Here is a 26,338-nt window from a genome sequence, read left to right as displayed (position 1 = left end):
TGGGGGGTTAGTGCGTGAACCTTAAAAGCATGAATTGGAGAAAGTACTCGCCGTTGCTGCTGATGCTGATGTTTCCCGTTCTGGGCTGGATGTACGCGTTAACGAACAACATCGAAAATCAGGAAGTGTACAGCTTGGCGATGGCGGCGGACGAGGCCATTCCTTACCTTAAATGGTTTGCGCTGCCTTACTCGGTTTGGATTTTTTACATCTATGTCTGTCTGTTCTATTTCTTCAAAAAGGATATTAGCGTATACTACCGCAACCTGATGACCTACGCGATTTGCGCGCTGCTGTGCTACTTGATTTATTCGGTATTCCAGACGACGGTTGCTCGTCCTCCCGTTATCGGAGACGATCCGTTCTCCTGGCTGATGCGGTACATTTACAATCGGGATCAGCCCTATAACTGCTTTCCAAGCATCCATTGCTTCTCCAGCTACATGGTCATGAGGGCCATCTGGACGAGCTCGTTCCGCAACAAATGGAACTTAACGCTCATTACCGGGATGTCCAGCCTTATCATTATGTCCACCTTATTCGTGAAACAACACGTCATTATGGACGTGCTGGGAGCGATCTTCGTTGTTGAAGTGGTGACGGCGGCCATTATTCTGGTCGAACGGAAAGCAAAGCTGGCGCGCGAGCGTCAGAAGGGAACCTTCGGGGCCTAACCAAGGAAAAAGGTCGAACTTCGGCAGAAATTCGTTTCTGCCCGAGTTCGACCTTTTGCATGGAGAGAGCGCTAAGCCTATTGCCGGATGAAGGACGTTTGCGCCGCAAGATGGCATAGCTTGCGATAGTGCTCTTTAATCTGTTCGCGAGTATAGCCTCGTTCTTTTTTGATCTGAAAGTAGCCTACGGGAGACATCGAGCAAATGATCGCATGGGCCGCAAGATCGGCGTCGAAATCCGATATCGACTCTTCAGTCGCGATCTCGGACAGCAGCTTCGCAATCTTCTCCCGCGAGAATCGATACATCGGCGAGTGAAAGAAGTTCCCTCGATCGTCGTTGCAATTCATTTTCGTTTCGGTCTCGATAAGCAGCTCCGCTTTGCTTTCGATCGCATCGATCCAGTAGCTCAAAATGCCCCACAGCCGTTCCCAGGCTGGAGCTTCGCGGTTATTTTCCAAATATCGTTCGATCTCGTCCATCAGCCTGTTGCCGTATTCATGCAGCATATCCAGACAGAGATCGCCCTTATGGGCGTACTTCCGATAGAGGGTCGCCTGCCCGATCCCCGCCGTCTTGGCAATCTGATGCATGCTGACTGGCTGTACGCCATATTCGTTAAACAGGTCATGCGCGGTCTGAAGAATAAGCTGACGATTCTCGACCGCGTCTCTGCGTTCTCTGCGTTCCTGCCGAACGGACACGATGCGTCACCTCGCAATTATCCATCAAATAAAGTTCGCTTGCCACATGTTGACATCCGGACAATTGTCCGGTAACATCGAATTGAAGCGGACAATTGTCCGCTTAAAACGCGGGTTCTCATTGCAGCGTCCAGATGATTCTATTGTACCGTTGTGTTTTGCGGCGGTCAATGGAAGAGAGAGATCGCGCAAGGGAAGCCTCTCCATTCGGATAGGAGGTTATATATGTCAGCCCCAAAAGCGCAGGTATCAGAGGATAACGCGATATCGATGCGCAGTATTCTTGGACCGTTGGTTGCGATCATCATCGGAATTTTCATGGTTATTTTGGACGGAACGGCCGTTAACGTCGCGCTGCCTAAGCTTCAAGCGGAGTTTAACTTGCCCAACCTTACGCTAGTGCAGTGGACGGTCATCGGTTACGCGCTTGCGCAGGCGGCGGTCATTCCGTTGGCAGGCTGGTTGTCTGACCGCTTCGGTGCGAAGCGGGTGTTCCTCATCTCGATCGGGCTGTTCACGATCGGCTCGTTGCTGTGCGCGTTGGCGACAAGCGTGGAGCTGTTGATTGCGTTTCGGATTGTTCAGGGAATCGGCGGCGGCGTAGTCGTGCCGATCTCGATGGCGTTCGTGTACCGTCTCGCTCCTCCAAGCAAGGTCGGAGCGGTAATGGGCATGATGGGCGTTCCGATTCTGCTCGCTCCCGCTCTCGGCCCCGTACTGGCCGGCTGGTTCGTGGAATACTATAGCTGGGATTGGATTTTCTTGATCAACTTGCCGATCGGCGTGATCGGAATAATTCTCGGCATCCGCACGCTGCCGAATATCGCGGGTCAGTCGGTGGCTTCGCTTGACAGGCTCGGCATGATTCTCGGGCCGCTCGCTTTCGCTGCGCTCGTCTACGGCGTATCCGAGGGAGGCATCGATCCGGCGACAGGGCAGTCTACATGGACAGAGCTGCCGACCATGATCGGAATCGGCGTCGGCGTGGTCGCGCTTATCCTGTTCGTCATCGCCGAGCTGCGCAAGCAGAATCCGTTGCTGGAGCTTCGCGTTTTCCGCTCCGGCAGCTTTACGAAAGGCATTATCGTGCAATGGGTGTCGCAGATTGCGTTGTTCGGAACGCTGTTCCTCGTGCCGCTGTTCCTGCAGCAGGCCAAAGGATACTCGCCGATGGAATCCGGTCTGATGATGCTGCCGCAGGCGCTCGCTTCCGGATTGTTCATGCCGATCGGCGGTAAGCTGTTCGACCGTTTCGGCGCTCGCCCGCTCGTTATTATCGGCATGACGCTCACGACGTTCGCAGCTTTCCTGCTGTCCAACATCTCGGCCGATGACGGCAAGCTGGCCATCATGCTGCCGCTGGGCTTGCTCGGCGCGGGGATGGGGATGTTCATGATGCCGCTTAATACGCATCTGATTCAATCCGCTCCGCTGAATCTTGTCGGCCGCGTAACGTCCTTGACGAATGCGGCGCAGCAGGTGATGATGTCGTTCGCGGTTGCCGTGCTCACGACAATCTCGACGACGAGAATGCAAGACTTGATGGTGGCGCAGCAGAAGCCGGCTCCGGATCTGCCGATCTTCGCCGACGCCTTCGGGCACACATTCTTTATTCTTATTTTTGTAGCCGTGTCGGGCGCTGCTCTAGGTTTGCTGCTTCGTAAGCCGAAAAAGCAGGAAGGCCATTCCGCGGACAACGTGGAAGTTCCGATTATCGTCGGACACTAATACGCTACAACTGAACAAGGCTGCCCCCATGCCGATTGCCATAGGAGCGTTCGCTCCTGCGACAACTCGCAGCGCTTGGAGGGCAGCCTCTTTATTATGCTCAGGTTTTCCACCCTGAAAATGGACAAAGACGGCGAATTCGCCGTCTTTAATATTGAAGCGCAACCGCGCGACATTCTGATTCACATTCACGAAAACAACGATAGCCCTACCTCTCTACCGTTCTTGCGGTTCCTTGACCGCGCCAGTGAGAATCCGTGCTTCCTTCCAGCAGCCGTCTTAACTTAAAGATGAAATAAAGGAATGTGTGTGTGTGGGTAAACGGAGGAAAATTCCCATTACGCAGAAAATCAGAGGGTTACAACTTCTACAAATATGTATTATATTATAATGGTTAACAAATGTCAAATTTGTTGGCGAGCAGCTTTGGGGCGATCCCGTTAGGAGAATGCGATCGATGATTAATTATGCGCACGTGAAATGGTTTACAGACATCGCTCCGGTTAAGGAAACGTTGGACAATGTCCTGTCTCCCGTATTTGCGGGGACGGCGCTGGCGGTGGCTCTGCTGCTGGCCGCGCTGACGCAGCTGCTGCCTTCGATTATGAAAGTTTCCGCACTTGGCAAGCTGGATCAAGGGGCCGAGAAGCTGAGGCCGTGGTCCTTTTCTATATTACAGTACGGCACGGCGGCAGCTCTGCTGTGGACGCTTCTGGAGGGAGGCTTGTTCGCTCCCGAATTCGCTTCTCCGGAAGGGGCGGTGAAGGTGGCGGCCTGGGCGACAATTGCGCTTCTGCTGATTCCGCATCATCTGCCAAGTAAGCTTGCTTCCGCTATCCTGATCGGATTGTACATCTACTACGTGGCCGAGTACGGCTTGTTCCATATGCTCGATTACGGTTTTTACTTGGCGATCGCGGCCGCGATTGGGTTCTACCGCACGCCGCTGCAGAAGTGGTCTTTTCCGCTGCTTTATTTGGGTACGGGGCTGTCCTTGTGCTGGGTGGCGGTCGAGAAATGGATTTATCCGACGATGAGTCTAGACATTATCGAGAACCACCATGTGCCGACTTTTGGTTTCGACCCGGCGGTGTTCGTCGTATTGGCCGCATTCATCGAATTTGTCGTCGGCTACTTGCTTGTCGTCGGTATTTTGAACCGGCTGCTGTCGATCGTGCTGACGCTGATCTTCATTATGACGACGATGCTGTTCGGCTACGTTGAAATCGTCGGCCATTTTATGATTCACATCGTACTGTTGCTGTTTATTATCGAGGGGGTCAGCTTCTATAAGCCTCCTGTAGAAATGCATAAGACCAAGCTCGAAAGAATCGTGTTCGTGGCGCTCAATTTTTTGCTCGTGCTGGCAACGTTCGTGCTGCTATATTACAGATTCGCTTAAATCGGCTTTAAAGTAGAGAAGAGGTGCCCTCGAGGATGGAATTTACCCCCTCGAGAGCACCTCTATTTCTGTTATGCTATAGAATAGCAGGTAATCTCAGGGGGAAAATCCTTCCCCATACATATGCCGCTATTTAAGGGGGAAACGGTATGTGGAAGTTTGTTCGGAAGACCGGGGTGTTGCTGCTTACTCTTTCGTTGGCGGCTTGCGATACGCAGCTCGTATCCGAGCCGCCGAATTCATCCGAGCCCTCGGAGCTAGTGGAACCGCCGTCGGTCGAGTGGAACCGAAACGACGTGTACGAGCTCGGGAAGGAGCCGCTTAACGTATCCTTCTACGCCCATTACAGCTACTACAATATGCCGAAGTGGGGGGGAGATCCTTCCTCGAAATGGATTATGGAGAACAAGAAAATCCATATCCAGCCGATCAGCGTGGAAGGGAACAGCCCATCGAAGCTGCAGAAGATGATCGCAGGCAGGAAGCTTCCGGATTTGATCTGGGGTCAGCGAGACGTCGATCTGGATCGGCTTCGTCAGGCCGGCTTGCTCGTGCCGTTGGACGATTACATCGAGAAATATCCGAATCTGCGGACGTGGGCGGGCTCGAAAGTGTTGAACCTGCTGCGCTCGCCAGACGGCAAAATCTACTATTTTCCCAACTACTATTCGGATCGAGCGTATGGCAATGCGGGGTATGTGGTCAATAAGAAAATTTATATGGAGCTAGGCTCGCCGCAGTTGGAAACGACGGACGATCTGTATTTGTACTTGCAGCGGGTGAAGGAGAGGTACCCGGACGTCGTGCCGTTCGAATCGGGGCTGGCCCAGGAGGGGCACGGCATCGACCAATTGTTCTCAGCTTTTAAGGAGGATAATTTCAGCTTCACCCGCTATTATGCGGTTGTAGACGTGGACAGCGACCAAATGACTTCGATCTACAAGGACAAAGGTTTTCGCGAGTCCGTCAAGTATGCCGCCAGGCTGATGAGGGAGGGACTGATGACGCAGAACGCGTTCACCCAGACGGAGGATCAGGTTGCCGAGAAGCTGATGAATGGTCGCGTGGCGGTGTATGCCGGCGCCGATCCGGTGAAGCTGGCGATGCCGGCTCATACGGAGCTTTCCGCCAACGATCCCGATAACGGTTATTTTTTTATCGAACCGATCTACCGGAGCGGGCTGGACAAAAGCAAGATTTATCCGGGAACGTACAATGTGCTCGGCTGGAACGTGTCCGCGATTACGACAAGCGCGGCGAATCCCGAGGCTATCTTCGCGATGCTGGACTGGATGACGGGCCCGGAAGGGTCATCCGTGCAATTGTGGGGACCTCCGGGGCCGGACGGATATTGGGACGGATTTAAGGAGGACGGCGAAACGCCCAACTTTACGACCAAATACAGCGAAGACCCGGAAGGGCTCGCCAAAATTCAATCCGTATCCGGAGATATGATCTGGGTCGGCAATACGAAATTTCTTGACCAGACGAAGATCAAATTTGAAGAGGCGCTCCCGGAGGAAAAGCAGAATTGGGCCACGTATTGGCAGAAGAAGATTACATGGAATTCCCAAGGAGACGCCACCCCGTTTATCAACCTCCATCCGATGCCCGATACGAAAGAGGGGGACATTCATCGGAAAGTCAGGGAAATTTGGCTGAAGGCCCGGGCTGATTCCGTGTTTGCCTTATCGGACTCAGAGGTGGAAAAAATTCTCGATAATGCGCATGAACAGTCGATGGAGAACGGATTTCAAACTTATCTTCTATATATTACGGACAAATGGCATGAGAATTTGCGCAAGCTTGAAGGAGAGTAAGCGATGAAGCCGGCAAGGTCATCCCTATCGGAATGTAAGGGATGACGAACGATGAAGGGAGCGCGCTTATGTATCAAGTTCTGCTGGTGGATGATGAGGAACTGGACCTCGAAGGAATGCAGAGATTTATCCCTTGGGAGGAGCTCGGGATGGAGGTGGCCGGAGCCGCCAACAATGCCTTGTCCGCCAAAGAAATCATCGAGAGCCGCCCAATCGATATTCTCGTAAGCGATGTCAATATGCCCTATATGTCGGGGCTGGAACTAGCCAGATCGGCGCTGGAGTCGTCGCCGGATCTTCGCGTTATTTTTGTCAGCGGGTACCAGGAGTTCAGCTACGTGCAGCAAGCTTTGTCGCTGAAGGCGTACAATTACGTGCTGAAGCCGATGGAGGACGCCGAGTTGGTCGCAACCTTGAAGAAAGTAAAGCATGATCTGGAGGAGGCCGGCAAACAGCGGGAGGTCGAGGAGTCTTATCAAAGAATGATTCCGATCGCCAAGAGCAACCTGCTCGTAAGTCTGTTCGAAGGGGATGTCGGGGAGGCCGGCGGGGATTGGACGAAGCAATTGGCCGCATACGGACTCGACAAGCTGGTCTGGCCTGCGCGCGTGGCCGTCATGGAAATGGATAAGCTGGCGTGGGAGTATGCGGAGTCTTCGAACGCTCTGTTGGAAACTTCGCGAATCTTTCTGGAGCAGGTCAATGCCGAGCTCAAGGGAGCGGGGAGCGCCCCCTACTGCAAGCTGAGCACGACCAGAATCGCGCTGGTGCTGGAGGAGGACGGTTTCGATAAGAGGATTCGGTCGGTATATGAATCGATTGGAAGGCGGCTGCCGATTTCCGTAACGACCGGCGCCGGCGAGCCGGTGAACGCGCTGGCCGAGCTTCAAGCGTCGTACCGGCAGGCGGTTGAAGCGGTGGAGGGCAAGATGTTTCTGGGCAAAGGGACGGTTATCAAGTACGAAGAAGTTCGTCGCGAGCCCGAGATGTTGGATGCCCGAACGCTGGATTCTCGTATGGAAGCGCTGTTCAAGGCGATGCAGGAGTACAATCTCGTTCGCATCTACGACGAATTCGAGAATCTGTTCCATTCGCTGTCGAGCCTGGGCTCCAGGTTCACGGTGCTCAATCTGTCCAACTATATCGTCTGGAACCTGGAACAGCGGCTCAGCCAGGCGAACGAGAATCTGTTCGAGCTGCTCGATATCGAGCTGCATAATTTGGACGTGTTGATGCATTTCGAAACCGTGAACGACATTCGCACTTGGCTTATCCACCGCGTTTACGAAATATCGGAGAAGCTGCACCAGAAGAACAACTCCGCGAACAGCAGGTTCATGCGCAGCGTCGTTCAGATGATCAAGGAACGGATGAGCGAGAATATTACGCTGAAGGATTTCGCGAAGCATTTCCCGTTCTCGCCGAGTTATTTCGGTTTTCTGATCAAGGAGAAGTCCGGGCAAACCTTTAACGAACTGCTCGTGCAGTTAAGAATGGAGCGTGCGTGCGAGCTGCTCAAGGAGCCGGGCATCAAAATTTACGAGGTGGCCGACCAGGTGGGCTATCGTTATCTGCCGTATTTCAGCAGGCAGTTCAAGGACAGATTCGGTATGACGCCGCTCGAATACCGCAAACGGGAGCAATGATGGAGGTCGCCGCCGATGCTCAGTTCGAAGCCAAGAAAGAGACTCGGCTATATTCCGATCGGATACAAGCTGATGATCTCGTATATGATCTTTATCGTGATTCTCGTCTCGGTGAACGGATACGTCTCCAATTCCATGTACGATTCGTCGATGCGCAAGCAGACCCGGATGAACATTCAAGGGACTGTTCTGCAGATCAGGGATAATGTCGCGTATAAGACCGACGATCTGACCCGTATCTCCTCCCTCCTGTACGATGATTACAATCTCGTGGAATATTTGCGTCGCAAGGAGCGCGGCAAGGAAAACGATTACCGGATGCGGCAAATCATTATCCCGAAGCTGGAGAACGCAGCCAAATCGATCGGTTTTAACCAACGTTTGAACATTTATCTGCATAATGAAACGGTACACGAGGTTTACCCGAAACAGACGTATAACATTTATCATATGAAACGTATTAAGGACAAGGCTTGGTATACCGATTTTCCGGATGAGAAGTACGGTTTGACGATGGTGTGGATGCAAGTGGAGGAGGATGCGGAGGAAGAGGGCATCTCCCTGATTCGACGGCTCGTCGATACGTTGAATCCGTTGAAGGTGGAAGAACTCGGGATGATGCGGTTTAGCGTACCCTTAAAGGAGCTGTTCGAGAGCGTCGACTTCGAGAAGCTCGGGGAAGGCAGCGTGCTGACCGTCATAGACTCTTCGGGCAAGGTGATGTACGCCTCTGGCGAGTCCGAGGCGGGGGCCGGAGTCGAGGTGGAGGACAATCGCTACATTGAGATTAAGGAGAAAATGCGTCAGGGCTGGACGATTGTCGCACGCGTCCCGGTGACGATTATCGCGCAGGAAGCGAAGAAGGTCACCACGTTCATCATTGGGATCTGCGTGCTCTGCTTCTTCCTGTTCACCTTCGCCGGCGTGTTTATTTCCCGGTACTTCTCCAAGCGGATCACCAAGTTCGTATCGGTGCTTAACGCGTTCCGGGAAGGAGATTTGCACAAGCGGATCGCGTACCGGGGCAAGGATGAGTTTTCGCAGATAGCCACAGCCTTGAACGGAATGGGCGAGGATGTCGGGGCGCTAATCAACAAGGTGTATTTGGCTCAACTGCAGAAGAAGGAAGCGGAGCTGGAAATGCTGCAAATGCAGATCAATCCGCATTTTCTGTACAATACGCTATCCTCCATCAATCGCCTGGCCAAATTCGGTGAGAACGAGAAGCTGCAGAAGATGGTCGTCCAGCTCGGGAAGTTTTATCGCCTGACGCTTAATTCCGGACGGACGCTTATTCCGATCTCTTCCGAGATCGAGCAGGCCAACGCCTATTTGGACATTCAGAAGGTCAAATATGGCGGTCGTCTGGAGGTGCTGTTCGACGTCGATGCGGCTGTGTGGTCTTATGAGACGATCAAGATTATTTTACAACCGTTCATAGAGAATGTGCTTAAGCACGCCTGGTCGGGAGATCGCATCCATATTCGGATCGTCGCGCGCAAGGAAGAGGATGAAATCCATTACCGGATCATCGACGACGGAATGGGGATGCCGATGCGGAAGATCGAGGAGATTCTCAATCCCGTAAACGAGAGCGAGAGCGAGACCGGCTACGGCATCCGCAATATCGATCAGCGCATTAAGCTGCAATACGGTCCGGAGTACGGCGTCTCCATCTTTAGTCGGCGAGGCGTCGGCACGACGGTTCTGATGCGCATTCCGGCCAAGAAACGCAAAATCCAGGCGAAGGGAACGAGCGGATTGAACGCTTCCTAGAGCCAGGCAACCGAATAGCCATCGGCAAACGAAAGGGCATGCTCCTTCTTATACCGGAAGGGACATGCTCTTTTGGCGTTTAGCGGCACCGATGCGTTTATTCTCCCTAGGGCGTGTATGCAAACCCACTCAGAGGTATCTTTCACCGCCTTTTCGCCCCCTGCATCGTCACTTTTGCTTGACGTACCCCCGGTACGCCTTCACAAAAGTTCCTTGCATGGAAAGAAAATTCGGCAAAATCTACTATCCTCGGAGTATGCATACACGCCCTACCTGAAAAAATGCAACCTTTAACGAAATTTGAAGCCTTATGCTTTCGCTGGGAACTGTTTATACTCGTGGAAGAAAGTGTTTACAAGCGAGAGTATAAGGGTGCTTCGTGATCAAAACCGGACTTTTTGAACGACCTTACAAGGAGATGTGGCCGTTATGGAAGCTAACGCGGAAGTTCAAGTCCCCATGCGGAAGCCTGACAACAGAAGAAGGACGAGTCTGCTGCGGAAATTTTACGGCCAGCGGTATTTGCAGGTCATGGCGCTGCTCGGCGTTGCTTGGATGCTCCTGTTCCATTACGCGCCGATGTACGGCATTGTGATCGCATTTAAGCAGTATATCGGCATCGGAGACATCAAGAACGCGCCATGGGTCGGCTGGGAGCATTTCAAGTCGATCTTCGAGGACGACATGATGCTTCAGGTGATCCGTAATACGCTCGGAATCAGCTTGCTGAAGCTGATTATCGGTTTTCCGATTCCGATCGTGTTCGCCCTATTTTTGAACGAGCTTCGCTCCCTGAGATTTAACCGGATCGTGCAGACGATTACGTACTTGCCGCACTTCCTGTCTTGGGTTATTCTCGGAGGCATCCTGATCTCGTGGCTCGCCGATGTTGGCGTCGTCAACGACTTGCTGATGGGGTTGGGATTGATTAAGGAGCCAGTTTTCTATCTGAGCGAGCCTAAATATTTCTGGGGAATCGTCATTGCGTCGGATATATGGAAGGAGTTTGGGTGGTCGGCTATCATCTATATCGCCGCCATCGCGAGCATCTCGCCGGAGCTGTACGAAGCGGCCACGATCGACGGAGCCAGCAGGTTCCAAAGAATGTGGTACGTCACGCTACCGAGCATTAAGGGCACGATTTCGATTCTGTTCATTTTGTCCGTCGGCAGCATTCTGAATTCCAACTTCGATCAAATTCTCGTGCTAAAAAACCAGGTGAACGAAAGCATGAGCAGCGTTATCGACATCTATGTCTATGAAATCGGCATCAAGCAAGGGCGGTTCTCGTATTCTGCCGCGGTAGGGTTGGTCAAAGGCCTCATTGCTCTCTTCCTGCTGCTTCTTGCAAATTCCTTCTCGAGGAGAATGAATCAATCTTCCCTATTCTAGTCAAGGCGGTGAGACATCATGTTTACGAGCGACCGTAGAACACGCGGAGAATTGTGGTTCGACCGCCTGAACGTTGTTGGGATGCTGATCATCTGTTTCGTGACGATGTATCCGATCTGGTACGTGCTCGTCAATTCGTTTAACGACGGCACGGATGCGATGACAGGCGGTCTGATCTACTGGATTCCGCGCCAGTTCAGTCTGGAAAATTACGAGATCGTCTTCTCCAACGCGGGCATTATGACCGCCATGGGCATTACAGTATCCAAGACGCTGATCGGAACGGTAATACACGTTTTCTTTACCGCGATGGTCGCCTACGCTCTTTCCCGTAAGGAGCTAATGTTCCGCAAGCTTTATATGGTAATGGGAACGGTCACGCTGTTCTTCAGCGCTCCGCTCATTCCCAACTACTTGTGGATGCGGGATCTCGGGCTTCTCGATACGTTCGGGATGTACATCTACCCGGCGATGTTCAGTTTCTTCGATCTGATTATTTTCCTGACATTCTTCCGGGAAATTCCGGACGGGCTGGAGGAGGCGGCCAAGATCGACGGGGCCAACGATTTCTCGATCTTCGTGCGCATCGTGCTTCCGGTGTCGCTGCCCGTCGTCGCTACGATCGCCTTGTTTCACGGCGTCTGGCAATGGAATGACTACTTTGTCGGGGTTCTCTATACAAACAGCGAATATTTGCAGCCGATTCAGACTTTCCTGTACCGGGTTATCGCGCAGTCCAGTTCCAACCAGATTGTCGGAGCGACCGGAGGCGCAATCAACCGAACCGTCACCTCGCAGTCGATCAAGCTGGCAACCATGGTTATTACGACCGTTCCGATCATCGTCGCGTACCCGTTCCTTCAGCGCTACTTCGTCAAGGGATTGATGATCGGTTCTTTGAAGGGGTGAACTTCCTATTAAAGGTTTTACTTTCCCGTGAGGGAATCTCATACATTATCGAACAAAGGGGTATGACGATGAAAAAGTGGCTAAGTTTAACGATGGTCGCAGCGCTTATGAGTACGCTCGTCGCTTGTTCGGGCGGCAACAACAAGCCGGAGGCGAGCAGCAGTCCGAGCGCGTCTGCCAGCCAACCCTCCGCTTCAAGCGCGGAAAGCCCGAGCGCCAGTGCGGAGCAGCCGGCTGCGGACGAGGCAGGCTGGAAGTCCGACACGTCGCCGATTACTTTCGACTGGTATTTGAACTTCGCCTGGTTTCCGAACAAATGGGGCGTTGATCCAACGTCGCAGTACATTACGAAGAAAACGGGCGTCAGTCTGAATCTGGTCGTCCCGGCCGGCAATGAGAACGAGAAACTGAATGCCATGATCGCGGCAAACCAACTGCCTGATTTCATTACGCTCGGCTGGTGGGAGGAAGGCGTTAAGAAGATGGTCGAGGGCGGCCTTGTCGAATCGCTCACCGATCTCGCCGATCAATACGATCCGTACTTCTTCAAAGTCGCCGACGGCGCGAAGCTGAGCTGGTACGCACAGCCGGACGGCAAAACGTATGTGTATCCGAATGCGTCTTCGTCTCCGGCGGATTTCAAAAATTTCGGCACGCAGTTTACGTCGAACCAAACGTTCGTCGTTCGCAAAGATATGTACGAAGCAATTGGCAGCCCGGACATGCGGACGCCGGAAGGCTTCATTAACGCTTTGAAGCTGGCCAAGGAGAAATTCCCGGAAGTGAACGGCCAACCGCTTATTCCGATCGGCTTCCACGAGTTCGGCGAGGACGGCAACTACTCGTTCTTCGACGTTGGTCAAGATTCGTCCTACTTGTCTCACTACCTGGCGCTGCCAAGGGAAAAAGAAGGCAAGCTGTACGACCGTCTGACCGATCCGGAATTCGTTCGCTGGTTGAAGACGTTCCGTCAAGCAAACCAAGAGGGTCTGATCTCCAAAGACGTATTCGTCGACAAGCGCGCACAGATGGAAGAGAAAATCGCACAAGGACGCTACTTCGCAATGTTGTACCAACGCACTGACTTTGCCGCGCAGCAGAACGTACTGTACGCCAACGACCCGAACTCCGTCTACATCGCGGTTGACGGCCCGGCGAATACGAATCTGGATGCGCCGACGCTTGCCGGACCTGCAATCTCCGGCTGGACGGTAACGCTGATTTCCAAGAACGTTAAGGACAAGGAGCGCGCCATCAAGTTCCTGAGCTATCTGATCAGCGAGGAAGGCCAGAAGGATATGTATCTCGGCGAGAAAGGCGTATCCTACGACACGATCGACGGCAAAGACCAGTTCAAGCCGGAAGCGCTGAACCTGATGAACACGGACCGTTCCGCATTCGATAAGCAATACGGCGCTTCGCACACGTTCTGGATGCTGATGGACACGAATATGCAACTGCAATGGCAGCCGCCTGCGGTCGAGCCGTTTAAGCAACTGGAAGATTGGACGAAGGGCAAGACGGAAAGCTATTCCCAGTACGACTTGATCAACCCTCCTGCCACATCCAAGGAAGGCATCAACGCCAAGAAAATTGCCACGGAATGGGGCAAGGCGCTGCCGAAGCTGCTGCTGGCCAAATCGGAAGCGGACTTCGACCAGACGTTTAACGACTTTATCGCCAAGCGCGACAAATCCGGTTTCGCCGACCTGATGGCTTATCGTCAGACGAAGTACGAGGAAAACGTGAAGAAGCTTGCAGAATTTCTGAAATAGCAATAGCGGCTCCGAAAAACCCAGTCATGCTGGGTTTTTCGGACATTTCCGGATGCAAAAACGGCCGCTCGTGATAGAATAAGTGCACGATGCCGTGAAAGTGATGTGACGAGGATGCTGCGCTACTGGAAGCGAAAATGGGAAAGAATTACGTTCCGTCTGGAACAGCTTACTTTGCAGAAGAGGCTTCTTGTTGCATACATTTTGATTATGCTGCTGCCGAGCTTGCTGATATCGATGTACATTTTCAAAGGGCAGACGGGAAATGCGGTAGAGGAGCTTAAGAAAAATCACGAATATTCGCTGGAGATCGAGCAGATCAACCTAAAAAATAATATGGAGACGATGAAGCGAGCAGCGGAGCGGGCTTTGGTCGATCGGAAGGTCAAAGAGTACTTGATGGACCCTAATTTGTTTAGCGTGTGGGACCTGATGATCGAGCTGAACTGGACGAGTCTGCAAAATATTGTATGGATTCAGTATAACAACCCAAGCATCGAACGAATTCGCATTTATGCAAGCAACCCGGCGACAAACGAAATGCTGCCCGTTCTGTATCACGAAAGTCGAATTCGCGAAGATGCATGGTACAAGATGGTGATGGAAGCTAACGAGCAGAATGTGTGGATGTTCAGCCGCTCCACCCGGGAGTTAATTCGCAGTCGGCCTGGTCTGGAGGAGGATTTTAACCCGAAATTGTCGCTCTATCGGGAGATTCAGTATCCGCAAGGCACGCATGTCGGCATACTGCAGATCGATATGCTGCTTACGAACGCTTTTCCGAATACATTCAGCCCGCTTCAGGACGAACAATCCCAGATGATTATGGTCGATCGGAATTGGGACATTATTCGCAATCCGGCGAATCCGTTTTTGGAACGGAACGGGTTAGAGGATGAAGCCTTGAGAAAGCAGTTCGAGTTGCTAAAGTCGAGCGGGAAGGAGAAAGGCAGTTTTAAGTTTACTGTGCGCGGAGTGCCGTATTTGGGCGTCTATTCTTATATTCAGCCCCTAGAAGCCTATATGCTGAAGGTGGCATCGCTTAAACCCGTATATGATGGCATTAACGACGCCCGCAACCGGATTATTTGGGCCAATGTCGTGTTGCTCGCCATTCTGGCTATTTCTACTTACTATTTAAACTCCATTATTCTTAAAAAGCTGCATGTGCTAACCGACTCTATGAAGAGGGTGCGCCAAGGCGATTTCGGCATCGATCTGGATATCCGGGGCGGAGGCGAGGTTGGCGACCTGGCCCACCATTTTCGCAAAATGCTGCGCAAAATCAACGAGCTGATCGCCGACGCGGTCAACAAGCAGGCCGCCGCCAAAGAAGCGGAGCTGGCTACGCTGAAGAATCAGATCGACTCGCATTTTCTGTACAATACGCTGGAAAACATCAAGATGATGGCGGAAATCAACGATCAGAGAGAGATTTCCAATGCGCTCACTTCTTTGGGCGGGATGATGCGCTACAATATGCGCTGGACCAGCGAATATGTCCGTCTCAGAGATGAACTTACTCATATCGGCAATTACGTAAGTATCGCGAATATTCGCTTCGACGATCGGATTACTCTGGTAACGGATATTCCCGAGTCGTACTTGAACCTGGAGCTGCTCAAAATGTCGCTTCAGCCCGTAGTCGAGAATGCGATTAAACACGGGCTGGGAGACTCCAAATTGACCATTCAAATCCATGCGGCGCAGGAGGCCGATGCGATGCTAATCTCGATTGTCGACGACGGTGTCGGCATCGCCCCGGAGCGAGTACGGGAGCTGAATTCGCGCATCGAGCGGGGGACTGCCGAGGGAGAGACGAAGGATTACGCAAGCAAGGGTAACGGGATCGGACTGGCGAACGTGCATAGTCGGCTTCAGATGCATTTCGGCAGGGAATACGGGCTGCGGATTGACGGAGAGCCTGGTGTCTGCACACGCGTTACGCTTCGCATTCCATGCTTGATTTTGAACGGAGGATTGACGGCCAATGCGGAAGCTGCTGATCGCGGATGACGAAAAAAATATCCGTCTTGGGCTTAAGGCGATGATAGAACGGGAGTATCCCGGCACCTATTCGATTAGTTTGGCGGCCGACGGTCGGCAAGCCTTGGAGGAGCATGAACGGGAGCCGGCGGATATTTTGCTGACCGATATTCGAATGCCGCATATGGATGGGATCGAGCTGATTCGAAGAATGGCGGAGCTGGGAAACCCGCCGGTGCTGCTGATCTTGAGCGGATACGACGATTTTCAATATGCCAAAGAAGCGATTAAGCATAAGGTCAAAGAATATTTGTTGAAGCCAATCGTTCGCGACGATCTGTTCGCTGCGCTGGGCAAAGCCAACTCCGAGCTGCTGGAGCGGGATGAACTTCGCGGGCGATTAGGAGAGACCGACAAATACCGCAGCGGGATGCAGATCAATTCGCTGAGGCACATCTGGTCGGCGCCCGAGCTAAGCTCGGAGGAAGTGGCAGCGCTGGCAAGCGAAGCCGGTCTTCAGGATTTTGAGTCGGGTTACCTGGTGGGCATTCTGGATACGTCGGGACATCAGCGCAATGTGATCAAAGGGATGGAGTATTTGACTGCTTTCGGCAAAGACGAGCCGTATCTTTACTTGGAAGACAAGGGGGAGAGGCTTGTTGTTCTGGCTGTGCGAGAGGAACTGCTGACCGGGATGATTCAAGAGCTTTCCTCGGCTTCGAGCGTCTCCGGAACTTTCTTTGCGGGGCTCAGCTGTAAAGGCGACGGGTTGGGCCAGCTAAGAATTAAATACGACGAAGCGCGGCAAGCCCTGAAATATCGGCTGTTGCTGGGCCGATCCGGGGATGCGCTGATCCGATACGAGCAATTGGCGCTTCGGGAGCGGGATTACCCGGTTCCGGCCGGCTCGATCCAACGATTGGCCAACATGATGGGGACGGATCGCGACAAAGAGATGAAGGCGCTGCTTCAGGAGCTGTTTGCGGCGGATGCGCTAGCCCGCGCGGACATCGGCTACTTCGAAGAGGTAGGCCGCCTATTGAACGAAACGATATTCGATCAGGTGTTCCGCACTTACGGGGAAGCTTCGATCGAAATTATCAAGATGTATAAGATGGCCGGCAGCCTTTACAATTTTGCGCATATTCAGGATTACATCCACTGCGTGCAAAACCTGCTGTTTGGCTTAAACGACTTTATCCGTCATCTTAGATCGATCCACGTTGACCGGAAGGATATGGATCGGGCACTGGAATATATTCATGCCAATTATGCCAAAGACCTTAACATGACGATGGTGTCCAACTATGTATCGCTGAACTATACATACTTCAGTCAGGCGTTTAAAGATTTCGTCGGCGTCAGCTTTGTTCAATATTTGAAAAATATACGCATTGAGAAAGCGAAGGAGCTGCTGGCAACTACGGAGTTAAAGGTGATGGACATTGGCGAGCGGGCCGGGTTCGACAACACGAAGCATTTTAACCGTGTGTTCCGGGAAACCGTCGGCGTTACCCCGCTAGAATACCGTCAACGCGTCTAATCTTCAGCTGGAAGGGATACATAACCCGCTTTTCGCGGGCTTATGTATCCTTTTTTATGCACGCATTGTGTTGTTACTCGAAATGGTGGCAAGCGGGGAATACTAGAGGTCGAGCGCAAACGATCCTCGGTTTTTGAATGCGTGTTCAATGGTGATTGACCAATCGTTTTGTGAATAAAACATTGATATATATGCAATATTGCCACAATATCCATTTGACTTTCGACCAGTCGTTCGATAAAATTTTGAACAGAGAGATTGGAGGAGGAAGAGGACATATGAAGAGTGTTATCGGATTTTCTCTAAAGAACAAATTTGCGTTATGGATGATCACGATCATCGTCGTTGTAGCGGGTTTGTATTCCGGGATGACGATGAAGCAGGAAAGCTTGCCTAACTTAAGCCTTCCGTTCCTTAGCGTGACGACGGTGGCTCCGGGGGCAGCTCCGGATACGGTCGTACAAGATGTTACGGAACCGCTTGAGAAAAGGTTTCAAAATACGGAAGGCGTCAAAAACATAACCTCGACATCGATGGAGAACGTATCGTCGATTTTCATCGAATACGATTTCGGTCAAGATATGGATCAAGCGGTCGCCCAGTTGAGGGAAGCGGCATCGGACGTTAAACTGCCGGAAGGCGTGCAGGCGCCGAACATCTCCAAATTCTCGTTCAACTCGTTCCCGGTCATTTCCTTGAGCGCATCGGGTCAAGGCGATCTCGAAGAGCTGACGAGAATCGTATCGGAGGAAGTGGAGCCGGCGCTGGAAGGCGTTCCGGGCGTAGCCTCCGTGCAAATCGCCGGTCAGTTTGTGAAGGAAGTCTCGCTAAAATTCAATCAGGCGAAGCTCGCCGAGCTGGGCTTGACGGAAGATACGGTCAAAGGGATCGTTCAGGGCTCGGCTTTGAAGGCTCCGCTAGGGCTGTTCCAATTTGACCAAACGCAGAAAACGGTTGTCGTGGACGGCCGAATTACGACGATCGACGATCTGAAGAAGGTTGCGATCCCGGTTATTCCTTCCGCGGCAGGAGCGCCGGGAGGCGCTGGACAAGCCGTACCGGGGGGAAGCGGCGCATCGGCTCCGGGCGCGGAAGGCGCAGGCGGCACAGCTTCGGGCGCGGACAATGCGGGCGGAGCGGCATCGATGCCGAACGCGGGATTGCCGACCGTACTGCTCGGAGACATTGCCGATATCGAGGTTATGGGCAAGGCCGAATCCATCTCGCGCACGAACGGCGCTGAGTCCATCGGTATTCAGGTCGTAAAGGCGAATGACGCCAATACGGTCGAAGTGGTAAACGGAGTTAAAGCGGAAGCGGATAAGCTGAAAGAGAAATTTACGGATCTTAAAATCGACATCATGCTGGATCAAGGCAAACCGATCGAGGAATCCGTCGAGACGATGCTCAGCAAAGCCTTATTCGGGGCGTTGTTCGCGGTAATCGTAATCCTACTCTTCTTGAGGAACATTCGCACGACGCTGATTTCGATCGTGTCGATTCCGCTGTCGCTTATTATCGCGGTATTGTTCCTGAAGCAGTTCGATATTACGTTGAACATTATGACGCTCGGAGCGATGACCGTCGCGATTGGCCGGGTCGTCGACGACTCGATTGTCGTTATCGAGAATATTTACCGTCGGATGTCGCTCAAGGGCGAGAAGCTGAAGGGCAGCGAGCTGGTCAAGGCGGCGACGATGGAGATGTTCCTTCCGATCATGTCCTCGACGATCGTCACGATCGCCGTATTCTTGCCGCTCGGACTGGTTAGCGGCATGGTCGGCCAAATTTTCCTTCCGTTCGCATTAACGATTGTGTTCGCGCTGCTGGCTTCGCTGCTCGTGGCGATCACGGTCGTGCCGATGCTTGCGCATCAGATGTTCAAGAAAGGCGTTAAGGAAGGCAAAGGCCACGACCACGAAGAAAATAACGGTAAACTGGCTCAAGGCTATCGCCGCTTGCTGTCCTCCGCCTTGAACCATAAAATCATTACGCTCGTCATTTCTTTTGCGCTGCTGGTCGGAAGTCTGTTCCTTGTCCCTCTGATCGGCGCGAGCTTCCTGCCGGATCAGGAAGACAAGTATGCTATGGTCACGTACAGTCCGGATCCGGGAGATCGGATCGAGGATGTAGAGCAGAAGGCGTTGGTCGCCGAGAAAGTCATTATGGACCAGTCGGAAGTGACCAGCGTGCAGTACTCGGTAGGCGGAGAAAATCCGCTGCAGCCGGGACCGTCCAAGTCCGGATTGTTCTTCCTGCAATACAAAAGCGACACGAAGGATTTCGCAGACAAGAAGTCGGCGCTTATCGAGGAGCTGCGCAAAGCGGTTCCGACAGGAGAATGGGCCGAGATGGATCAAACCGGAGGATTCGGAGGCAGCCAGTTCAGCCTGAGCGTATTCGGCGATTCTCTTGACCAGATCGCTCCGGTGGCGAATCAGATCGCCGATCTGATGAAAGCCGATAATTCCTTCGAGAAAGTGAAAACCAGCCTGTCCAAGACTTATGAGCAGTATACGTTTGTCGCCGATCAGGAGAAGCTGAGCCGCTACGGGCTCGTACCTGGCCAGATCGCGATGGAGCTTAGCCCTCAACGCGTTCGTCCAGTGCTGACGCAAATCGAAGAAGACGGCAAACGCTACAACGTCTATGTTGCCGTTGAGCAAGCGGAATACAAGAGCGTAGAAGACATTCTGGCCAAGAAGCTGCGTTCGCCGCTCGGAATGGAAGTGACGATCGGGGAAGTGGCTACGGTCGAAGAGGGCACATCGCCGAACTCGATAGCCAGACAGAATGGCAAAATGGTCGTTAACGTGACCGGCAACATTAAGGAGTCGGATGTCGCCAAAGTCTCAAGCGATTTGCAGGCCAAGGTCGACAAGCTGGAGCTTCCTTCCGGCATTGAGGTGCAATTCGGCGGCGTTACCGAGCAAATCAATGAAACGTTTACCCAGCTCGGCCTGGCTATGGTTGCTGCTATCGCCATCGTGTATCTGGCGCTTGTGCTTACGTTCGGAGGCGGTCTTGCTCCGTTCGCGATCATGTTCTCGCTGCCGTTTGCGATTATCGGCGGTCTGGTGGCGCTGTACCTGACAGGCGAAACGCTAAGCGTATCGGCGCTGATGGGTGCCCTAATGTTGATCGGTATCGTCGTCACGAACGCGATTGTATTGATCGACCGCGTTATTCACAAGGAGCGCGAGGGAATGTCTACTCGGGAAGCGCTGCTTGAAGCGGGCGGAACTCGTCTGCGTCCGATTCTGATGACCGCGCTGGCGACGATCGGTGCGCTGCTGCCTCTGGCGTTTGGCTTCGAGAGCGCTGGCATCATTTCCAAAGGGCTCGGCGTAACGGTTATCGGCGGTCTGATCAGCTCTACGCTGCTTACACTGCTGATCGTTCCGATTATTTACGAGCTGCTGATGAAAATGAGACGGAAATCGAAAAACGCAAATGCTTAACGGTTGGCCGTCGTCGAAAGAAAGGGTAGACAGTCGTGCAGGATAAAAAGAAGTTGATTCTTGAGGCGGCGATCCATTGCTTTGCCCGCAAAGGATTTAACGCAACCTCGATCCAGGAAATTGTCGACGAGCTTGGCATGGCTAAAGGCTCCATCTACTTCTACTTCAAGTCCAAGGACGATCTTCTCATCTCGGTTATCGAGTATTACGGAGAAATGTTGTTCGCGGAAATGAGAGACAAGCCCGGGGACACGCTTCTCCCTCCCCGGGAGAAGTTTGCCTCCCAGCTTGAACGCCAATACCGCTTCGTCCTCGAGCAGCTGGATTTTATGAAAATGCTGATCAAGGAGCCGTTTACCGGTCTTCATCCGCAAATTCAGGGAATGATCTTCCGACTTCGCGCGAGATCGCAGCTCTGGCACGTTTCGCACATGATGGCGATCTACGGCGAGCAGGTTACCCCCTATCTGGCGGATGCGTCCGCGCTGGTATCGGGAATGTGGGCTCAGTATTTCGAGCAGCTGCTCTTCGAGGAGCAGGTGTTCGACGGACGGCAGTTAAGCCGGTATATTTTGCGGCGGCTCGACGATATGATGAACGGGCTGTTCCGTTCGGGGGAGGTGCCGATGCTGCCTCCGATGGATCTTGCCAAGCTGCGGAGCTTGGCCGGATTAACGGAGGAGGTCGTCACCGAGGAGTTGTTTTTGCTGACCCAGATAGAAGGCCGAATTGTCGCGACGGCCTCCGAGCGCGGCGAGGATACGCAGCGCGATCTAATGGAAGCTCTGACCCTGCTGAAGGAGATCGTCGAGAAACCGTCTACAGGCCATCGTCTGCTGGTGAGAGGAATGCTGGCTTTGCTTAAGGAGTATGGGCCGAGCGATGCGGGGGAGACGCTTGGTCGGCTGGACAGCTTGATCGGCGGTACGAATGCGTAGGTGAGAGGCTGTCCCATAAGCTCTTCAAGTTGCTGTGAAAGATAATCGATGATAAAGGTTCGAGGGGTATGTACCTCCTTCCGATGCTATACGCTCCTGAAATGGGAATGGGGAAACCCGTTATAAGGTCATTTCAGGAGCGTATGAGGCATCTACAGGAGGTACATACCCCTTTCTTTGTCTATCGATCATCTCAAACAACTCTGCTTATGGGGCAGCCTCTTTCACATGAGGCATTCAAGCTTCCAACGCAAAATTCAAAGCGAGCTCCAAAGTGTCGCCCGGAGCGACCATGAGCAGCTCCTTCTTATGGTTGAGCGCTTCGTTCAGCGCGGTCCAAGGCTCTACGCAGACGAACGGCTTGCCTTCCACCGACCACAGCACGACGTAACGGAACTGCTCGCTGTAGCTTAAGCGAACGCTGCGTCCCTGAGCGAGCGGGAAAACGATCTCCGGCTTGTCGGCATTCAGAAGCGCCGCCGATTCGACCATTCCCTCCAGCTTCAAATATCCGTCGAACGGCTTCTCTTGCTTGTCGTTGTAATCCAGCATGCGGGTCGCGTCCGTATCGTAGGTGAGATTTTTGCTCTCGGTGGCGAAATACGGATGAAAGCCGGCAACCATCGGCATCGGCTCCGCGGACAGGTTGCGATATTGCTGTTCAAGCGAGAGGACGCCGTCCTTAAGCCGATAAGTGAAAACCAGCTCAAACTCGAACGGATACGCGGCCAAAGTCTCCGCATTGCTGCGCAGGGACAACGTAATGAACGCCGAATCCGAAGAGCCGGTCTCTACGACTTCCCACGCGGCAGTCCGTGCCACTCCGTGGTTTTTCATCGGATAGACTTGTCCGTTCCATTCGTATTCGCCGTTCACAAGCTGGCCCGCAATCGGGAACAGTACGGGGTTGCCGCCCCGGATGTTCGCTTGCGGATTCAGAAAGGTGTCGCGATCTAAGTAAAGCAGCTCTTGTCCATGAAGACGACAGCTTGTCAGAATGCCTCCGCGTTCCGGACAGACGACAAAGGACGAATCGGTGTCGCGCTCCTTCAGTTCGTACAATGGAAAGCCGTCGGTATAGGTACTGATCGTGTAATTTTCGTTGGCGCTCAAAGTCAATTCCTCCTGGATCTTTGCGGTTGTCCCTTTTATTATACCTTATCAAATGGGGGATCGTGTGTTTTAATAAGGGGGATTCCATGGTTTCAATCCTACAAATCCGGCGGTGAATCAGTCTCGATGAAAATTAAATTCAAGCTGCTGGCGTTGCTGCTGTTTTGCACGATTCTTCCGCTCGCCGTGAACGTGTTCGTCTCTTATGACTCGATTAATCAGCGTCTGAAGAGCGAACTGATCGCCCAATACAAATCGCAGGCCGACCGACTTAACCAGTCGTTCGAGCTGTCGATTCGCGGTATGGACAACAATATGCTAAGCATCTATCAGACGGCCGAGTTGTACAATTTTGTTACGGAAAGCCAGCATGCCGGCGAGGAAGCGATCGCGAAGCAGCGCCGCGTGGAAAATTTGCTGAAAATATTGACCCATTCGCTGAACGACTTCAGTAACGTGTACTTGTACAGGGATGCGGATCATCGGATGTTCAAAGTGAATGCGAAATTTCTGGATGTTCGCAACGAGCAGGTTCCCGAGACGGACAATCCGGCATGGATCGAGGAGACGAAACGCCACGACGGCAATCTGGTCGTCGTTCGTAACGCGAGCGCCGAGTCCGACCAGCCGTTGCTGTTCGTGGGACGATCGATCCCTGACGTCATTGAGAAGATGCAGGCAGGGGTGATCGGCATCGACCTGGGCGGCACGTATTTTCAAAATATGCTGGGCAAAGATTTTATCGTAGAAAATACGGAAATTCGCGATGCGGACGGCAACGTCATCTATTCGACCTTGAAGGAACCGTCGGATGCCAAGGATCAGCTTGAGATCGTAAGCGAGACCAACGTCTATGGGTGGACAGTCGCGACCTTTCTATCCAAGGCTACGCTGCAGGAGATTGCGTGGGACGCCGTCAAGCCGACCCTGCTCTGGGGGGCCGCATTTTTGCTGGTCGGAATCGTGCTGTGGCTCATGCTGTCCCGGCAAATCTCCGTTCCGATCTATGGCTTGGTCAAACGGATGCGAGAAGTCGGCAAGGGCGACTTCAGTCTGGCGGGATGGAAACCGAAGCGGGAACGTAGGGACGAGATCGGGTTTCTCGAGCTGCAATTCCGATCCATGGTCGAACGAATCGAGGCGTTGATCAAGCGAGAGTACGAGCTTAAGATGAGCGAATCGGTCGCGCAGATGCGGGCGCTTCAGTCGCAGATCAATCCGCATTTTCTATACAATACGCTGACTTCGATCTACTCCGAAGCTCTGGAGGCCGGGGCCGACAACGTTTGTAAAATGGTCAAGTCGCTCTCGGCTATGTTCCGCTATACGACGGATCATCAAAATGACATTGTAACGCTCTCTGCCGAGGTCGATCACATCCGCAATTATCTGGCGATTCAGAAGTACCGATTCGAGGATCGCCTGGAATTCCGCATCGACATTCCGAATCATCTGGAGACGGCGCCGATGCTGAAGCTCAGCCTTCAGCCCATCGTTGAGAATGCTTTCGTTCACGGTATTTCCCGCTCCGGTCATGGCAAGATTGCGATCGAGGCGCATGAGACGGACGGGAGCGTGGTGTTGACGGTGAGCGATTCGGCCGGTACGCTCGATGAACGGGAAGCGGATCAGTTAACTCGGCAGGTGCGGGAGAGCGGGTCGCTCGGGACAAGCGTGGGGCTCGCCAACGTGCATAAGCGCGTGCAATATTTGTTTCCCGGCTCCGATGGCATTGCTATTAAAGCGATCCATGGAAAGACAAGCGTATCGATCAGTTGGAGGACGGAGGCGGCATCATGAAAGTACTGATCATCGAAGACGAGCCGAAAGTCAGAAGGGCGCTAAAAAGATTACTGTTAGAGATAGATCCGGCGATCGAATCGATTCGGGAGGCCGAGACGGGCGTCGGAGGGCTGGATGCTGTGCGGGACGAAGAGCCTGACCTGATCGTGCTCGATATGATCATGCCCGTGATGAACGGGAACGAATTACTGGAGCGCCTGCGCGAACGCAAGCTCGACATTCCGGTTATCGTTGTCAGCGGACATAACGATTTCGGTTACGTGAAGCAGGCTCTCGCGAACGAGGCCGTTGATTACGTGCTTAAGCCGTTTGATCGAGAAGACGTGGAGGCGGCTTTAGCCAAAGCGAAGGAGCGAATCGGCAAAAATCGGTTCCGGGAGCAAACTGAACGGCTGTGGGAGGAAATGAAGCGGGAGAAGTCGCAGCTTCGCTTGGCCTCCGTGTTGGACAATGTGTACGAAGGGCGCAAGCTGTCGCGGGAGGAGACGGAACGGCTTCCCGCGTTTGTCCGAGAGGACTTGTGCCAAGTCCATGTCATCGCAATTGCGGATTATGAATATGCGCTGCGGGAGCGATTTAATAAGGATAAACAATTGCTGAACTATGCGATTGGTAAGCTTATTGCCGAACATGCGGAGAGCGTAGATTTGCACTTGTTGTTCGGTCCGTCCGGACGGTACGACTGGAGCTATTGGTTGACCGTTCCCGCTTCCGTCTCCTCGGGAGAGTGGGTGAAGGAGCTATTGGACGCGCTCGGTCAAGTGCTCAAATTGAAAGCTTTCGCCTTATCCGACGATTTGGGCCGACGTATAGCCGACTTCTCTTCGGCAATCGCAGCGTTGGAGGACTCGGCGTTCTATGCCGATCTTCGTTCGCTTGAGCTAGGAACAGCAATCTTTCCGAACGGACAGGCGAATCGTCAGGCTTCCAGCCCTGAGCTGCTTGCGGCGGTTGACGCGTTCGTGCCGAAGGCTTGCCATCTAGTCAAACACGGGCTGCCGTTTCGGATTCGCGGCGAATTAGAGCGGCTGTTCGGGGCGGCGACCGCTTCCGGGCGTCTGTCGGCGATGTTCCTGTTCCAGGCCTGGACGCTGCTGCTGGCGCGAGTGGAGGCGGAATTCGGCTTGCGCTGTGCTGCCGATCTGCTGGACGGGGTGGAGCCGTTTGCGACGAGGATCGACTTCGACGGGGCGAGAGCGTTGGAGCTGTTCGAGGAGACGCTGCAATCCTTCGTAACCGACGCCGCCTATCTGGCGGAAAGCTCGACGCGAGGAAACCGGGCGCTCGCAGTGAAGGAGTATATCGACATCGGCTTTCGAGAGGAAATGTCGCTTGCGGACTTGGCCGAGAGATTCTTTATGAGCAAAGAGTATTTGGCTTCCCAGTTCAAGCGGCAATTCGGCGTCACGGTCGTTCGTTACATTCATACTCAGCGTTTAGACGAGGCGAGACGGATGCTGGAGGAGGACGACCGCTCCGTCTCCGCGATCGCCTCAGCCGTGGGCTACGATCATTTCAGTTACTTCGACAAGCTATTCAAGAGGGAATACGGGCGCACGCCTTCCGAATACCGCATTAACTCGACGGTCAGGCGCGAACGATCTTAATATCGTGCTAATCGATTGCTTAATATCATGGTAGGTGGCCCTTCTCGGAATCCTTATAATG

Annotated in this window: 17 protein-coding genes; 15 read left to right on the top strand and 2 right to left on the bottom strand. The window is 53.1% G+C overall.

Translation table 11 applies throughout. From position 1 onward, the window contains the following. Window positions 1-14 precede the first annotated feature (14 nt). Window positions 15-674: a phosphatase PAP2 family protein gene (locus J4772_RS30295; protein WP_116065125.1), complete on the top strand. Its 660-nt coding sequence runs from the start codon at window positions 15-17 to the stop codon at window positions 672-674. 77 nt (window positions 675-751) lie between these two features. Here J4772_RS30295 and J4772_RS30290 read toward each other — a convergent pair whose 3' ends face one another. Next, entirely contained in the window at window positions 752-1,378 is a 627-nt protein-coding gene (locus J4772_RS30290; protein WP_209072749.1) for a TetR/AcrR family transcriptional regulator, read from the bottom strand. A gap of 225 nt (window positions 1,379-1,603) precedes the next feature. Here J4772_RS30290 and J4772_RS30285 point away from each other — a divergent pair, with 225 nt between their 5' ends. From J4772_RS30285 to J4772_RS30230, 12 genes are all read left to right on the top strand, one after another. After that, complete coding sequence (locus J4772_RS30285) at window positions 1,604-3,106, top strand: MDR family MFS transporter (protein WP_209072748.1); 1,503 nt, start codon at window positions 1,604-1,606, stop codon at window positions 3,104-3,106. A 457-nt stretch (window positions 3,107-3,563) separates the two neighbouring features. Further along, window positions 3,564-4,508: a DoxX family membrane protein gene (locus J4772_RS30280; protein ID WP_209072747.1), complete on the top strand. Its 945-nt coding sequence runs from the start codon at window positions 3,564-3,566 to the stop codon at window positions 4,506-4,508. Window positions 4,509-4,657: 149 nt separating this feature from the next. Continuing rightward, complete coding sequence (locus tag J4772_RS30275) at window positions 4,658-6,328, top strand: extracellular solute-binding protein (RefSeq protein WP_209072746.1); 1,671 nt, start codon at window positions 4,658-4,660, stop codon at window positions 6,326-6,328. A 68-nt stretch (window positions 6,329-6,396) separates the two neighbouring features. Further along, window positions 6,397-7,974 carry a response regulator gene (locus tag J4772_RS30270; RefSeq protein ID WP_209072745.1) on the top strand — a complete coding sequence of 526 codons (1,578 nt, stop codon included), beginning with the start codon at window positions 6,397-6,399 and terminating at the stop codon, window positions 7,972-7,974. Between the two features lie 15 nt (window positions 7,975-7,989). Beyond that, entirely contained in the window at window positions 7,990-9,750 is a 1,761-nt protein-coding gene (locus J4772_RS30265; protein WP_247740893.1) for a cache domain-containing sensor histidine kinase, read from the top strand. A 459-nt stretch (window positions 9,751-10,209) separates the two neighbouring features. Next, window positions 10,210-11,142, top strand: a complete 933-nt coding sequence (locus J4772_RS30260; protein WP_247741245.1) for an ABC transporter permease — start codon at window positions 10,210-10,212, stop codon at window positions 11,140-11,142. Between the two features lie 18 nt (window positions 11,143-11,160). Further along, entirely contained in the window at window positions 11,161-12,051 is an 891-nt protein-coding gene (locus J4772_RS30255) for a carbohydrate ABC transporter permease (RefSeq protein WP_116065118.1), read from the top strand. Window positions 12,052-12,119: 68 nt separating this feature from the next. Beyond that, window positions 12,120-13,826 carry a type 2 periplasmic-binding domain-containing protein gene (locus J4772_RS30250; RefSeq protein WP_371822779.1) on the top strand — a complete coding sequence of 569 codons (1,707 nt, stop codon included), beginning with the start codon at window positions 12,120-12,122 and terminating at the stop codon, window positions 13,824-13,826. A gap of 114 nt (window positions 13,827-13,940) precedes the next feature. After that, window positions 13,941-15,842, top strand: a complete 1,902-nt coding sequence (locus tag J4772_RS30245; protein ID WP_209072742.1) for a sensor histidine kinase — start codon at window positions 13,941-13,943, stop codon at window positions 15,840-15,842. After that, window positions 15,817-17,355 (top strand): response regulator, encoded by a 1,539-nt coding sequence (locus J4772_RS30240; RefSeq protein ID WP_209072741.1) that lies wholly within the window; start codon window positions 15,817-15,819, stop codon window positions 17,353-17,355. The genes J4772_RS30245 and J4772_RS30240 overlap by 26 nt, the downstream gene beginning before the upstream one ends. Before the next feature lie 278 nt (window positions 17,356-17,633). Beyond that, window positions 17,634-20,816 carry an efflux RND transporter permease subunit gene (locus J4772_RS30235; protein WP_209072740.1) on the top strand — a complete coding sequence of 1,061 codons (3,183 nt, stop codon included), beginning with the start codon at window positions 17,634-17,636 and terminating at the stop codon, window positions 20,814-20,816. 35 nt (window positions 20,817-20,851) lie between these two features. Continuing rightward, window positions 20,852-21,754 (top strand): TetR/AcrR family transcriptional regulator, encoded by a 903-nt coding sequence (locus J4772_RS30230; protein ID WP_209072739.1) that lies wholly within the window; start codon window positions 20,852-20,854, stop codon window positions 21,752-21,754. Window positions 21,755-21,991: 237 nt separating this feature from the next. Here J4772_RS30230 and J4772_RS30225 read toward each other — a convergent pair whose 3' ends face one another. Then, complete coding sequence (locus J4772_RS30225; RefSeq protein WP_209072738.1) at window positions 21,992-22,867, bottom strand: aldose epimerase family protein; 876 nt, start codon at window positions 22,865-22,867, stop codon at window positions 21,992-21,994. Window positions 22,868-22,993: 126 nt separating this feature from the next. Here J4772_RS30225 and J4772_RS30220 point away from each other — a divergent pair, with 126 nt between their 5' ends. Both J4772_RS30220 and J4772_RS30215 read left to right on the top strand, forming a co-directional pair. Then, complete coding sequence (locus tag J4772_RS30220) at window positions 22,994-24,667, top strand: sensor histidine kinase (RefSeq protein WP_209072737.1); 1,674 nt, start codon at window positions 22,994-22,996, stop codon at window positions 24,665-24,667. Continuing rightward, window positions 24,664-26,277, top strand: coding sequence for a response regulator (locus tag J4772_RS30215; protein ID WP_209072736.1), 1,614 nt, complete (start codon window positions 24,664-24,666; stop codon window positions 26,275-26,277). The genes J4772_RS30220 and J4772_RS30215 overlap by 4 nt, the downstream gene beginning before the upstream one ends. The last annotated feature ends 61 nt before the right edge of the window (window positions 26,278-26,338 follow it).

Origin of the sequence: Cohnella sp. LGH, assembly GCF_017671885.1 — a bacterium.
GTDB classification, from domain to species: Bacteria; Bacillota; Bacilli; order Paenibacillales; family Paenibacillaceae; genus Cohnella; species Cohnella phaseoli.
This window is presented reverse-complemented; position numbering and strand designations above follow the sequence as displayed.

Excerpts from the sequence above, each read along its gene's own strand:
- J4772_RS30265 (WP_247740893.1), top strand. The coding sequence starts at position 7,990 with ATGCTCAGTTCGAAGCCAAGAAAGAGACTCGGCTATATTCCGATCGGA.
- J4772_RS30260 (WP_247741245.1), top strand. The coding sequence starts at position 10,210 with ATGCGGAAGCCTGACAACAGAAGAAGGACGAGTCTGCTGCGGAAATTT.
- J4772_RS30235 (WP_209072740.1), top strand. The coding sequence starts at position 17,634 with ATGAAGAGTGTTATCGGATTTTCTCTAAAGAACAAATTTGCGTTATGG.
- J4772_RS30240 (WP_209072741.1), top strand. The coding sequence starts at position 15,817 with ATGCGGAAGCTGCTGATCGCGGATGACGAAAAAAATATCCGTCTTGGG.
- J4772_RS30280 (WP_209072747.1), top strand. The coding sequence starts at position 3,564 with ATGATTAATTATGCGCACGTGAAATGGTTTACAGACATCGCTCCGGTT.
- J4772_RS30275 (WP_209072746.1), top strand. The coding sequence starts at position 4,658 with ATGTGGAAGTTTGTTCGGAAGACCGGGGTGTTGCTGCTTACTCTTTCG.
- J4772_RS30215 (WP_209072736.1), top strand. The coding sequence starts at position 24,664 with ATGAAAGTACTGATCATCGAAGACGAGCCGAAAGTCAGAAGGGCGCTA.
- J4772_RS30285 (WP_209072748.1), top strand. The coding sequence starts at position 1,604 with ATGTCAGCCCCAAAAGCGCAGGTATCAGAGGATAACGCGATATCGATG.
- J4772_RS30245 (WP_209072742.1), top strand. The coding sequence starts at position 13,941 with ATGCTGCGCTACTGGAAGCGAAAATGGGAAAGAATTACGTTCCGTCTG.
- J4772_RS30255 (WP_116065118.1), top strand. The coding sequence starts at position 11,161 with ATGTTTACGAGCGACCGTAGAACACGCGGAGAATTGTGGTTCGACCGC.
- J4772_RS30250 (WP_371822779.1), top strand. The coding sequence starts at position 12,120 with ATGAAAAAGTGGCTAAGTTTAACGATGGTCGCAGCGCTTATGAGTACG.
- J4772_RS30220 (WP_209072737.1), top strand. The coding sequence starts at position 22,994 with ATGAAAATTAAATTCAAGCTGCTGGCGTTGCTGCTGTTTTGCACGATT.
- J4772_RS30270 (WP_209072745.1), top strand. The coding sequence starts at position 6,397 with ATGTATCAAGTTCTGCTGGTGGATGATGAGGAACTGGACCTCGAAGGA.